The sequence below is a fragment of the Aurantibacter aestuarii genome (assembly GCF_003008425.1).
Classification (GTDB): domain Bacteria; phylum Bacteroidota; class Bacteroidia; order Flavobacteriales; family Flavobacteriaceae; genus Aurantibacter; species Aurantibacter aestuarii.
Genome location: NZ_PXOQ01000010.1, coordinates 19838 through 32806 on the forward strand (window position 1 = coordinate 19838; position 12969 = coordinate 32806).

The following is a 12969-nucleotide window of genomic DNA, read 5'->3' on the forward strand; positions in this document are numbered from 1 at the left end:
AAAACTATAAAGTATAAGCACTTCTCTAACCTTTCATTTATTAAAATGAAATGCATTAAATCACACCCAAAAAATTTAAGGGTATAACACAAAAGAGAATTACAAACCTTCATTATAGGTTTGTAAAAGAAAATACTTTAAATGAAATATGTTTTGGGAGGAGGCGTATTGACATCAAAACCCATTTGGTCTATTTTTAAAGCGTAAAACCAAATTTTTAATGTTGTAATTGAAGGTAATTCTTCTGGATTTATAACTGTTATAGGAATAATGTGCTTATCTAATTTTGTTTCGACAAGTAATTTCTCGGAATTGTTAGCCGACTCATCTGTATTAAACACAGCATTTAAAAACGAAAGAATTTGATGCGAATGACTGGTTTCTATTCCATCATCATGATGATGCTCGCTTGTAACAGCAGCCTCTAAAGTCGAAAAATTATGATGATGATTTATTTCATTTTGAGTGTGATGTTGATGTGATTTTGAACGATTAAATTTAGATTCTAGCTGGTGTGAAATTTCATGAAAAAAACTATACACCTCAGTCTGCAATGGACTTAGCAGATACATCACAGACATAAAAACAAAAACTGTTTTTAATAAAATTGATTTTAGGCTGTTGGTTTTTTTCACTATTTCTATCTAAAAATAATATGGTCAATATAGAAACTTACAAGGTATTTACGAAATTTAATTGCTATTGGTTTTTGACTTTATTAGATTTAAACGTAAAACCAGTATTGTAACAACTCATCTAATCTATGGACATAAAAAAAGCTTCACAGTTTTGTGAAGCTTTACTTAGTAGCGAGAACTGGACTTTATGACCAATTATATCAAAACATAAAAAACTGATAACGAGACAGTTTAAATTATTTGAAACCTATTTTTTACTATCATTTGTGGCGTTTTTGTGGCGAAAAAACTTAATTTTTATTTCTGTAAACCTAGACTATAATTGACTCTACAATTATTTACTCTAAATTTTGATTTAATCGTAATTTTTAAAAACAAGAATTACCAACACAGAAAACTCTATTTTACTAATATATAATTTTATTTTATTCTATTTATACTGAAAATTGGTAACTTGGTAACTAAATATATAAATAACTAATTACCAATAAATTACAAGGTTACCAAAATGGTTACCAATCGGTTACCAATCGACAATAGATTGGTAACCCGTCTATAAAAAACATTAAGATTTAATGAAAATTTAAAAATAATTAAATAATATCCTAATTAGATTTTAGGTAAGCTAATTAACCATAAACGTATATATAAAATCTTGATTAGAAAAATTAATAGCATGTGAGCCCAATTTCTTATGTTTATTATCGAAATAACACATAGGAATTTTTACAACTAATTAGTTTTAAAATTTAAAAAAACTTTATGAAATATATTTTCCAGATAACTTTCTTCTTTGTGATGAGCTACACTTACTGTCAAGAAAGGAATTTTGAAATTTTGGGAAAAGATTTAGCTAAAGCAATTATTAAAAACGACTCAGTGTCTTTTTATTCATTAATCTTGCCTAAAGAAGCAATTATTGAAAAATTTAAAACAGAAGCTGAGGTTAAGCTAGAAAAAGAAGAAATTGATTCTGGCATCAAAAACATCAATGAAAATTATACTAACATCATATCATCAACCTATGGACTTAGTTTTTTCAGTTTAAATGCAAAAACTACCATATTTAAATTGGACTTGCTAAAGGCTAATTTTAAAATTGTAGATTCAGAAGAGACAAAAATAGATACAAATATTTTTGCGATTCAAGGTGAAATTGAGCATAAAAAGTTTACTCATTTCACATTTTACGCCTCAGAGTTTAAAGGAAAGTTATATTTAGCAAGTCACCTAATTAATATTTCCGAGGTAAATAAATTTGATGAAAGAGCAACACTTAAAAAAGTTAAATTATCTACTGATCATAACGGAAATTTAATTGCTCAAGGGAAAATTGAACTTGACAGTATTAATACACCAAAAAAGAACATTTTAAATTGTATACTGAACTCACCTACCACAGTTGGAGTAAAGGAAAACTCAAAACATAAGAACATCTCTAATGACTTTGAATATATAAAAAGTCAATGGCGATATCCTTATTACATTAACAATTCATCTGATTTTGCTGGAATGGTTGAATTCAAATATGAATTTAAGATTACAGACGGAACTATTTATTATAATTATTATGATTTTAAGCACGATAAAGATGATTCTACCTTTAGATCTATTGGGATATTACCATTTAAGGTAAATGAAACAGTATTGGAAGTTTTTAGCGAAAAAGAATATCAAGAAATCATTGAAGAAATATATCTTAATCAAGTTTTAACAATAAAAAGAATTAAACAGTTCTCAAATAATTGTTTCAAATAAATCTTGCTAAAACATTGACTTTAAGAAATTGCATCTACTTTATCACTCCTGAGAACCCTAACAGTTTTCAATTTGGTGGATATTTGCGAAAGTAGATACTAATTCAAGGAACTCCGCGCAATAGAGGTCGTTATGTAATATTATTAAATGAAAAAAATTGAAACAAAATGAGTTGCTAAAGACCCATAAAAGTTAAAAATATTGAATAAAATTCATATAAAATTAAATTAGGAATGTTTTTAAAAGAAGAATACAATAATCATCCACATCTAATTTATCAACTCGCAACCTTATTTTATTTATCTGAAATAGAATTTATAGATGATATTATAAAATTCTCTTTGCGAGAAAGTAAAATTGAAGAATTTGCTATTAGAACTACATTGGATATAATAACCTATGGAATTACTACTAATAAAATTTTAATTTCAAATGGAAAAGTTGTTTACGATAAATCGAATTATAAAACACTTCTAAATATAGTAGAAAAGAATTACCACAATTTTATTGATATAAATAATCTTCAATATCCTTATTTGTACCAAATTGAATATACGGGTTATTGGCAAGAGAAACTAAAAAAGATTGGTTTAGGTTGACAAAAAAATTGGAACTTAAAATGCAAATCCAATTTAAAATTTCAGCACACTATATTCCACTTCATTTAAAATACTAGGCACATTACTATCAACTTTAGGACTAAACAAATCCTTACTAACGGTATAAGTTTCTATAAGTTCTTCTGGATAATTAAAATTAATTAGCTCGGATATAGCTTTTTCGTTTAAGTTGGGAGATAACCAATCGATACATAAATTCTTATCTAAAATTAAAGGTTGTCGTTCTTTTTTATTGTGGATTTTAGCAAATAAAGGCGAAGCACTTTTAGTTAATATTGTAAAAGTAATGTAGGTATCAATTACTGTATATAATCCTGCCAAAGCTAATGGTTCGTCCTCTTTATGCTTAAAGTGAAAAGGATATTTTTTACTTTTAAATTCATGCGGTTCAAAAAAGCCAGAAACTGGTATAATACAGCGTTTTTCCATGACAGCTTCTTTGTATAGAAAATGACTAAAAATCTTTTCAGATCGTGCATTTAAGCCTGCGCCATAACGAACAGCTTCTTTGTAATAAGATTTAATTTCATTTGAGGATTTGTTTGATGGAACAATACCCCAAACTGCTGGAGCTAAAACCTCACTTTTTTGTTGTGGAATAACTAACATATTGGGATGTGAGAAACCGTTTAAATGATAGTTTGGTTTATCAAAAATAGGTCGCAAATTTTCATCACTTATTTTAGTTTGAAAATGAGTCTCTAACTTTTTTACTTTTTGTGTGGTACTAGTATGAAAACACATAATTCATTATTCAATTAAACACCTCTAGGATCTGGTTTTAAAGCTAGTTTTCTTGACCAAATAATGTCTAAACTACAAAAACCAAAGGATTCTGTTACTTTACCATAGCAAGCATAAACTCCTAAACCATTAATAGGACATTTATCAACTACTTTTGTAAAATGTACTGTATCAAAATAATTTCCTTCCTTATCTATAAAAGTACAAAATCTTAATAGTTTACCATTAGACGCTTTATGGAATCTTGTATTAACTAAAACGCCATACATTAAAACGTTTTGGTTGACTTGGTTTTTAAACTGTTTTACTAAAACACTTGGCTCTAAATCTTCATTAATCAAATCAAAATAATCTATTAATGGAAATCCTAATAATTCCATTTGATCATAAGCATCTTCAATTGTATTTGTTTCTATTTTTGGAAGGTTAAACTGCTTATGCTCTATTTTAAATAATTTAGATTGAGCGGTTTTCGCTTTTGATACATTTAGTTTAAATATCGCTTGCCAAAGCAATTCAACTTTTGAAATTCCTGTAAACCTGAAGGCATTTATTCTTATTAAAATAGTTAGTTGCTCTATACTTATAACGACTCTATCAATAAAATCACTTAAAGATAAAAACTTACCATATAGCTGTCTTTCTGTTAATATGCGCTGGATGACTAAATACTCTAAACTTTTTAAATAACCTAAACCTAAATAGATATTTTTACCCTTAATAATGTTGGCATGATCACTTGTATTTATACAAGGCGGATGAATAATGCCACCACACATTTTGGTTTCATGAATATAATGCTCTGCACTATAAAAGCCACCACCATTATTTAAAACTGCCACCATAAACTCTAAAGGATAATAGCATTTTAGAAATAAACTCTGGTAACTCTCTACCGCATAAGAAGCGGAATGACCTTTTGCAAAAGCATAACCTGCAAAACTTTTTATTTGATTCCAAACTTCAAAAATTAAGGCTTCCTCATAGCCTTTTTTACGACAATTAGTAATGAACTTCTCTTCTACCGCTAAAAATTCAGATCTAGATCTATACTTACCACTCATACCTCTTCTAAGCACGTCTGCTTCACCTAAAGTTAATCCTGCAAACTGATTAGCCACTTTTAAAACATCTTCCTGATAAACCATAATTCCATAGGTTTCAGGCATAATTTTTAATAAAATAGGATTCGCTTCTTTTCTCTTTTCAGGATATCGTTGTCTTATTATAAATTCTTGCTTCATTCCTGAACCTGATACGCCAGGTCTAATGATGGAACTTGCTGCAACTAAACCTATATAATCTTGAGTTTGTAATTTTTGCATAAGTCCTCGCATAGCTGGAGATTCCACATAGTAAGCTCCGATTGCTTTACCTCTTTTTAGTAGTTGATTTATTTTAGGATCCTTTTTAAATTTTTCAACCTGTGTAATGTCTATTGGCGGTAAGTCTGGACGATTTTCTTTGATAATTTCTAACGCATCTTTAATTTTTGCTAAACCACGTTGACCAAGAATATCAAACTTAAAAATGCCAACATCTTCCGCAATTATCATATCAAACTGAACTGTTGGAAAGCCTTTTGGTGGCATATCGGTTGCCGAATAATAATGAATAGGTTTGTCTAAAATTAAAATTCCACAAGAATGAACACTTACATAATTTGGAAATCCTTCAATTAGCTTACCATATTTTATAACTAAAGAAGCCATTTCATCTAGTTGACCTAATTGCTTTCTATCTCGGCTTAACTTATCAATTTCTTCTTTTGGCAAACCAAAAACTTTTCCTAATTCTCTTATAACTGCTTTGTATTTAAAAGTGTTATAAACTGCCAACAATGCAACGTTGGTAAATCGTTTAAAAATATATTGGGTAATATCTTCACGTTCTTTCCAAGAAAAATCGATATCAAAATCTGGTGGTGAAGCTCTATACGGATTTATAAATCGTTCAAAATAAAGATCTAATTCTATAGGATCTACATCGGTTATTCCAATTATATAAGCCACAATACTATTTGCACCACTACCTCGACCAACATGAATAAAATCTTGACTTTTTGAATAGGAAATGATATCGTAATTAATTAGAAAATACGACACGAAATCCATTTTATAAATAGTCTCTAATTCAACCCTTAAACGCTCTTTTACCTTATCTGTCGGATTCTCATAACGATTGTGTATTTTCTCTTTACAAAGTTGTTTTAAAAGCTGAAAATCTTCTTCTTTTGAGTTTAAATAAAGACTTTGATTTTGTGTAATGCGCTCTTTTCCAAAACTGAAATTAATAGAACACCTTTCAATAATTCGTTTTGTGTTTTCAATTATATGAGGAAAATCTTTAAAATGATGTTCTAACTCATCCACAGAATACATCACATCTGTTTCTTTACATTCTTCTGTTTTTTGAAGTTTACTTAGTAATATATTATTATCTATCGCTCTTAATAATCTGTGCGCATTAAAATCTCGTTTTTCTCTAACTGTTACTTGTTGTTGAATCACTAATTTATCCTTGAAATCTTTATAGACTGAAAAACGTAATTTTCTTAATTCTTCAACAGATACTCCAATATATTCATTGGTTTTAAATTCCTTTTTTTCTAGTTGCAATACTTTTTCAAAAGGATAAACAATTATTGCATTTTTAAAATCTGGTGCTATGCTTGGTATTTTCTTTTTATGATGAAGATGTTTGGATAGAAAAACATTTAACTCTTGAAAACCAACGTTGTTTGTTGCTAAGCACACAAACTGTTGTTGCGCTCCATTTCTAAAATCGATTCCTAAAATGGGTTTTATACCGTATTCTTTAGCTTTTCGGACGAAATTTAAGCAAGCAGAAGTGTTGTTGATGTCTGTTAACGCCAAAGCAACAACGTTGTTGTTTTTTGCCAACAACAGTAAATCTACTTCAGAAAATGTTCCGAATTTTAATGAGTAATATGAATGACAGTTGATATACATTACTGTTTTCTATGAGCTAACAAAACTGGTGGTTCACCATTAAAAGGATTTTGAAAGCGTCCAATAGTTTTAGCTCCAATAGAAGCTGCTTTTTGAATACTTAATTCACCATATTTATTTCTAATATGATCCATTGCATTGTAAAGACTTAACATTTCCTCTGTATCATCAAATAAATTAATTTGATAATTTCCTGTTACTAAATGACTTAATTTAACTCCTACTAATCGAATTAATAAGCGTCTTTGATATAAGCTATTAAACAACTCCAAGACTTTCGGAATAATAACATGATCTGCACTGGTATATGGAATTTTAAGTTGTTTAGTATAAGTATTAAAATCGGAATATCGAATCTTTACACTTATACAAGACGATAATTTGTCGCCTCTTCGTAACTGATATGCTAAACTTTCTGCCATAGCAAAAATGGTCGTTCTAAGTTTCGTAATATCAATAGTATCTTTATTAAAAGTACGTTCTGTAGAAATGGACTTTCGTTCGTAAAAAGGAATTAAAGGCGGATTATCAATACCATTAGCACGTTTCCAAATGGTACGACCATTTACACCTAATGCACTTACAAGCATTTCAACTGGCATATTTTGTACAACTCCTACTCTATCTACACCCAAATTTCTTAGAACTTGATAGGTCTTCTCTCCTACTGATGGAATTTTTTTAATAGATAATGGTGCTAAAAAAGATTTTTCAAAACCAGGATCTATTCTAAGTTGGTTGTTAGGTTTTGCCTCTCCTGTTGCCACTTTAGAGACAATTTTATTTACTGATAAACCAAATGAAATTGGCAAACCTGTTTCTTTTATAATGGTTTCTCTTAATTCCGATGCATATTTATAGCTACCAAAAAATTTATCCATACCACTTAAATCGGCATAAAATTCATCAATACTCGCTTTTTCAAAAACAGGTACACGTTCTTTAATAATTTCGGTAACGAGATGGGATTGTTTGGTATAAATTGAAGAATTTCCACGAATAACAACAGCTTCAGGACATAATCGTCTTGCTAGTTGCATTGGCATACCAGAATGAACACCAAAACGTCTAGTTTCATAACTGCAAGCAGCAACAACACCTCTATCTCCAGTACCACCGACCAACAACGGTCTTTTCTGTAAACGACTATCAATCAGGCGTTCACATGACACAAAAAAGGTGTCTAAATCGAGATGTAAAATGTTTTTATTCATATTACAAAACTAGCTACATTTTATAGCATTTATTGCTTATATTTGTAGCATTATGAAATTTATATCTAAAAATATTCGTCATTTAAGACATCTAAAAGGATTAACACAAGAGGTGTTATCTGAAGACCTTGGTGTTACCAGATCACGCATAAGTTCTTATGAAGAAGGACGATCTGCACCAACCATTGAAATGTTGATCAAGCTATCAGATTATTTCAAATTACCTGTAGATATTCTCTTAAGAAATGATTTGACCAAAGCAACAAATTCTTCATTTATTGAAGTGGGCAACCAACGTGTGTTATTTCCAATAAGTGTTGATGAAGATGGCGAAAACTTAATTGAAGTTGTTCCTGTTAAAGCTTCCGCAGGATATCTTAACGGTTATGATGATCCTGAATATATAGAGCAGCTTCAAAAAATAAAATTACCTTTTTTACCCACTGGTAAGCATCGTGCTTTTCCTATAAAAGGAGATTCTATGTTGCCTATGAAAGATGGCTCTTTTGTTGTTGGTCGTTTTATAGAAGATAGAAATGACATCATAAGCGGTAAAACATACGTTTTAATTACTCTTAATGATGGTATGGTCTACAAGCGTGTATATAAACAAACAACAACAGAACCAACGTTGTTGTTGGTCTCTGATAATACGTCTTACCAACCGTACTACCTTGCTATGGATGAAGTTCTAGAATTGTGGGAGTTTACTTGTAGCATCAACACTCAAGAATATGACGAACGAGAACTTAAAATTAGTAGTATCTTAAATATGTTTAATGATTTAGGAGTTGAATTGAAGGCTTTGGAGAAGTTGATGGATTAAAAAACAAATAATTTTAAGTTTAATACTTCTCCTTAAAAAACTCCTTTTAAAACTTGTCTTTCAGCCTACTCCAATCATTAAATTTTTTTTTTACTTTTTAAACATTCTTCGGTCTTGTATATGGCTCGTAATGTGTAAATTAGCGATTATTTATCGGTTAAGAGCGAGCCAAATTAAAAAATTTGGCGGACTTGCAAATTTGCGTTAACTTGGAATTAAGCAACTAATTAGCTATGAGCTATATACATTGTTACCCACAGTTATTTTGTGCGATATTTATTTAAACTTCCATTTTTCGCAATTCTATTTATCTGCCATTTTAATCTTCTTTTGTCAAATTTTGACATATAAGTTAGAGTACTCGTAAATAAAACTGGTGTTCCAAATAGAAACTCATTTTGCATTGGTAAAATACTATTTTCGTTTTTAGATTTGATAATATCCACTCCTAAATTTTCATCAAATTCAAAATCATAACCAAACCAAACATTCAGCCAACCTTTCGTATTTTTCCATTTATTAATCCCAAAAAAGTCGGACGCACCACTGTTGCAAACAATAATAAGTTCGGGATTTATCTCAAATATCATTTTATGAGTTAATCTTAATTGACTAACCAAAAATTGAGGGTCGTTTTTTGCAAAATCGGATACTTTTTTTTGGTCAGTTTCTCTGAATTGAAATAAATCAATATATGTCCAACTTTCACTAAACTCGGTATCGTTAATTAGTTCAGAAAATTTGGAATAGTGTTTCGGGTATTCGGTTACTGCGTTATCAATGCTGTATTGAAAACTTTCTATTTTTGAGCCAGAAGGATAAGATGGGTTTATACCAACGAATAGCACTTTCCCTTTTTTAATTCGTGAACAAACAAACCCACGATTGATAATTTCTTGATTTTGAAAATTTTTAGATTGATATGTAAAAATGTCTAATAACTCTTTAAAAACTAAATTGTCATTTATTCTGTTAACCATATAATTATTACAAGTATTAGCATCACGAAAAAAAGTCCAATAAAAATTCCTTATTTATTGAAAGCCTTTTTTATTTTGAGCCGTTTCAGTTTTTTTATATTGTTTTTTAATACTCTCATCATCCGTAGTTTTAAAAAGACTTTACTTTTTTGAAGTAGTGAATTCTTAATTATTTATATCATTTCGTTTATTATAATTAAGATCAATTATATTGTATTTAAACCTAATTCTTTTAAATAAGTATTATGTTCCTCTCTACTTGCTTTTATTCTTTTTTCAATATCTACTATATTAGTGTTAACCTCTTTTAAGTCGATGATTGGTTGTGGTTTTGCTGTACTTACGTAACGTGATATATTTAGGTTGAAATCATTTTTTTCAATTTCTGCCATAGAGACTCTACGAGCAAAGCGCTCTATTTTTTCTGGTCTATTTTGATAAGTATCTACTATTTCTTGAATATCATTAGGCTCTTTAGGATTTATTACACCATCTACTGTTCCATCACGTAAAGTATTTTGACGTTTTTCTTTTTTATAATGCTCACTCGCATTTATAAACAAAACATCATCTTCTTTTTTACATTTTTTTATTACTAATATACATACAGGAATACCTGTTGAAAAGAATAGATTTGAAGGCAAACCAATTACTGTATCAATATTACCGTCTTTTAATAATTTTTCTCTAATACGTTGTTCTGCACCTCCTCTAAACAAAACACCGTGAGGCAAAATAATAGCCATTGTACCTTCATCACTTAAGAAGTGTAAACCATGTAATAAGAACGCAAAATCTGCTGCTGATTTAGGTGCTAAACCGTAATTTTTAAAACGAAAATTTTCACCCATTGCTTCAGATGCATCCCAACGTAAACTAAATGGTGGATTTGCTACAATGGCATCAAAAGTTGTTTTCTTAGCTGGATTCATTTCATTCAATAAATCCCATTCGTTTTTTAAGGTATCACCGTGAAATATTTCAAATTCTGAATCTTTTACTCCATGTAACAACATATTCATACGTGCTAAGTTGTATGTTGTTATGTTTTTTTCTTGACCGTAAATTCTACTAATTGTACCGCCTCCTTTTTCTATTTTGTCTTTTACATTTAAAAGTAAAGAACCTGAACCACAAGCAAAATCTAGTACTCTATTAAGTTTTTTCTTTTTCCCTGCTTTTGGGTTTTGACTATCTAAGGTTACAATTTCTGATAGGATTGTAGATAATTGTTGCGGCGTGTAAAACTCACCTGCCTTTTTTCCTGAACCTGCTGCAAATTCGCCAATTAAATACTCGTAAGCATCTCCTAGCGTATCACTATCTGTTGAAAAATCGGCAATACCTTCTGATATTTTTTGTATTATTTTACACAGTTTCTTATTTCTTTCTGTGTACGTTTTACCAAGCTTTTCTGAATCTAAATTGATTTCTGAGAATAACCCTTTAAAAGAACTTTCAAACGAATCATTTTCGATATGTTTAAACCCTTTTTGAAGGTCACGTAATAAATCTTCATTTTGAGTACGCGCTAATTCCGAAATACTATTCCATAAATATTTAGGTTCTATAACATAATGTACTTTTCTACGCATTTGTTTTTCAAAAGGCTCTATATCATTTGGATTAGCTTCATACCAAACTGAAAGCGGTGTGCGTTTATCTTGTTCATCTAACTTAGGGTAATCTGAACCTAATTCTTTTTTTACTGAACCCTCATAATTATCTGATAAGTAACGTAAAAAGAGAAATGATAGCATATAATCACGAAAATCGTCTGCATTCATTGCTCCTCTTAAATCATTAGCTATATCCCAAAGTGCTTTTCCTAATTGTTCTTGTTTTTGTTTTGCTGTCATAATTAATTTTGTTCTTCTGTAAGAGCTGGTATTATTACAGGATTAAACTGATAATTTGTAATAAAATCTTTAAATATTTGTTTGAAATATTTTTTGTTTTCTGGCAACATTTCTCTTGGTTCATATAAAGAATAATTACCGTGACTTAATATATTTACCATTCTTGTATAAAGAACTTTATCTTCATCATCTTCTAGTGGTCTAATACAATCAGAAAAGAATTTAAAGCCGTGAAATGAAGCTGTCTTTTCTAATACACTTCTTAATATATTAAAATGATATGTGTACAATACCCCTGACTCAATTGCGTTACGCAAGTCTTTTATCAATGAAACGTGATGAAAAAAAGGTGTGTCTGTTGTATTGGTTAATGTATAATTTGACTCACCAAGTTTACTTAAAAAATATCTATTAGCCTTCTTTAATTCATTACACATTACATTAAAAAACAAGGTGTGATGTGAAGAAATTATTGTTTTAATATTATTTCCTTCCTTTTTAAGCATCTGAGATAAATGACTTGCTACAGCAATAGTATTATTATCGTCTAATGAAGAAATAGGATCATCAATGTAAATATATTTCACCCAATTATAATTTTCCTCTCCATCAATTGCTAATTGACAAATAGCTAAGAAAAAACACCAAATAAATATATTTTCCTCACCTCTTGATACTTTAATAAATTCAATATTTTCAGCAGTACCATCAACTATTTCTTCACGTATAAATTTAACAGCCCAATACAAATTATCATCATTTTCGTCTGCTTTTTCGTAATCAAATAGAGTTAAAAAATTAAAGTCAGCATATCTATTTAATAAAACACGTATTTTATTATCAATATCTAGTGTTTCAATTAGTCTTTTACCATCAGAACTTGAAACATCTCTACTACCAAAAAACTCTGAATGCTTATTCAAAAGTAAAACTCTTTGTTCATCTTTATCCAAATCATTATCCCAAGTAAATAAATCTTCTGTAAACGCATTAAAGTATAAAGTGTCAGCATTACCATTTTTTTTAGCTTCGTCTTTAAAACTCATTGATAATCTGGTTTTACCTGTACCATTATAAGCAAAAAACAAAAAGTATTTATTTTCAAGAGTTCTAATATATCGACTTATTTCATCTAAAGATTCAAAAGGTAAAAAACCTACAGATTTAAGGATAAAAATAATATTAGCTATCTCTTCGTCAGTTAAATCATCTTTTAAATTGTAAACTAACTCTTGATTATCATAAACATAATTTGCTTCTAAAATCACTTTATAAAAACGGTCAAACTCCTTTTTATTTGGCTTGTTAAAAATGCTTTTTTGATAAACCTCTTTTTCTATTTGCTGTATTGCTTCCAT

At 29.3% G+C, this 12969-nt stretch carries 10 protein-coding genes; 3 read left to right on the plus strand and 7 right to left on the minus strand.

What is annotated here, in order from left to right:
- Positions 1 to 137: 137 nt before the first annotated feature.
- A complete protein-coding gene (locus tag C7H52_RS10835) occupies positions 138 to 581 on the minus strand; it encodes a hypothetical protein (RefSeq protein ID WP_146130044.1) in 444 nt (147 codons plus the stop codon).
- An 819-nt stretch (positions 582 to 1400) separates the two neighbouring features.
- On the opposite strand from C7H52_RS10835, the gene C7H52_RS10840 reads away from it, so the two are divergent.
- On the plus strand, positions 1401 to 2396 hold the full coding sequence (locus C7H52_RS10840; RefSeq protein WP_146130045.1) for a hypothetical protein: 996 nt from the start codon (positions 1401 to 1403) through the stop codon (positions 2394 to 2396).
- A gap of 233 nt (positions 2397 to 2629) precedes the next feature.
- Positions 2630 to 2995, plus strand: a complete 366-nt coding sequence (locus tag C7H52_RS10845) for a hypothetical protein (protein ID WP_106463941.1) — start codon at positions 2630 to 2632, stop codon at positions 2993 to 2995.
- 33 nt (positions 2996 to 3028) lie between these two features.
- Here C7H52_RS10845 and C7H52_RS10850 read toward each other — a convergent pair whose 3' ends face one another.
- From C7H52_RS10850 to dinB, 3 genes are read right to left on the minus strand one after another with little or no spacing between them, the layout of a single operon-like run.
- Entirely contained in the window at positions 3029 to 3760 is a 732-nt protein-coding gene (locus C7H52_RS10850) for an SOS response-associated peptidase (RefSeq protein ID WP_106463942.1), read from the minus strand.
- Between the two features lie 14 nt (positions 3761 to 3774).
- Positions 3775 to 6732 (minus strand): DNA polymerase III subunit alpha, encoded by a 2958-nt coding sequence (locus C7H52_RS10855; protein ID WP_106463943.1) that lies wholly within the window; start codon positions 6730 to 6732, stop codon positions 3775 to 3777.
- On the minus strand, positions 6732 to 7946 hold the full coding sequence (dinB, locus tag C7H52_RS10860) for a DNA polymerase IV (protein WP_106463944.1): 1215 nt from the start codon (positions 7944 to 7946) through the stop codon (positions 6732 to 6734). The genes C7H52_RS10855 and dinB overlap by 1 nt, the downstream gene beginning before the upstream one ends.
- Positions 7947 to 7998: 52 nt before the next feature.
- On the opposite strand from dinB, the gene C7H52_RS10865 reads away from it, so the two are divergent.
- Entirely contained in the window at positions 7999 to 8772 is a 774-nt protein-coding gene (locus C7H52_RS10865; protein WP_106463945.1) for an XRE family transcriptional regulator, read from the plus strand.
- 260 nt (positions 8773 to 9032) lie between these two features.
- On the opposite strand, the gene C7H52_RS10870 is transcribed toward C7H52_RS10865, so the two are convergent.
- The 3 genes from C7H52_RS10870 to C7H52_RS10880 all read right to left on the minus strand — a co-directional run bounded on the left by C7H52_RS10870 (position 9033) and on the right by C7H52_RS10880 (position 12969).
- Positions 9033 to 9752, minus strand: coding sequence for a hypothetical protein (locus C7H52_RS10870; protein WP_106463946.1), 720 nt, complete (start codon positions 9750 to 9752; stop codon positions 9033 to 9035).
- Between the two features lie 206 nt (positions 9753 to 9958).
- Positions 9959 to 11611, minus strand: coding sequence for a type I restriction-modification system subunit M (locus tag C7H52_RS10875; RefSeq protein WP_106463947.1), 1653 nt, complete (start codon positions 11609 to 11611; stop codon positions 9959 to 9961).
- A gap of 2 nt (positions 11612 to 11613) precedes the next feature.
- Positions 11614 to 12969 (minus strand): AAA family ATPase, encoded by a 1356-nt coding sequence (locus C7H52_RS10880; RefSeq protein ID WP_106463948.1) that lies wholly within the window; start codon positions 12967 to 12969, stop codon positions 11614 to 11616.

What these genes read in the sequence shown, in the direction of transcription:
- C7H52_RS10835 (WP_146130044.1), bottom strand. Translation starts at nt 581, where the DNA reads ATGTCTGTGATGTATCTGCTAAGTCCATTGCAGACTGAGGTGTATAGT.
- C7H52_RS10840 (WP_146130045.1), top strand. Translation starts at nt 1,401, where the DNA reads ATGAAATATATTTTCCAGATAACTTTCTTCTTTGTGATGAGCTACACT.
- C7H52_RS10845 (WP_106463941.1), top strand. Translation starts at nt 2,630, where the DNA reads ATGTTTTTAAAAGAAGAATACAATAATCATCCACATCTAATTTATCAA.
- C7H52_RS10850 (WP_106463942.1), bottom strand. Translation starts at nt 3,760, where the DNA reads ATGTGTTTTCATACTAGTACCACACAAAAAGTAAAAAAGTTAGAGACT.
- C7H52_RS10855 (WP_106463943.1), bottom strand. Translation starts at nt 6,732, where the DNA reads ATGTATATCAACTGTCATTCATATTACTCATTAAAATTCGGAACATTT.
- dinB (WP_106463944.1), bottom strand. Translation starts at nt 7,946, where the DNA reads ATGAATAAAAACATTTTACATCTCGATTTAGACACCTTTTTTGTGTCA.
- C7H52_RS10865 (WP_106463945.1), top strand. Translation starts at nt 7,999, where the DNA reads ATGAAATTTATATCTAAAAATATTCGTCATTTAAGACATCTAAAAGGA.
- C7H52_RS10870 (WP_106463946.1), bottom strand. Translation starts at nt 9,752, where the DNA reads ATGGTTAACAGAATAAATGACAATTTAGTTTTTAAAGAGTTATTAGAC.
- C7H52_RS10875 (WP_106463947.1), bottom strand. Translation starts at nt 11,611, where the DNA reads ATGACAGCAAAACAAAAACAAGAACAATTAGGAAAAGCACTTTGGGAT.
- C7H52_RS10880 (WP_106463948.1), bottom strand. Translation starts at nt 12,969, where the DNA reads ATGGAAGCAATACAGCAAATAGAAAAAGAGGTTTATCAAAAAAGCATT.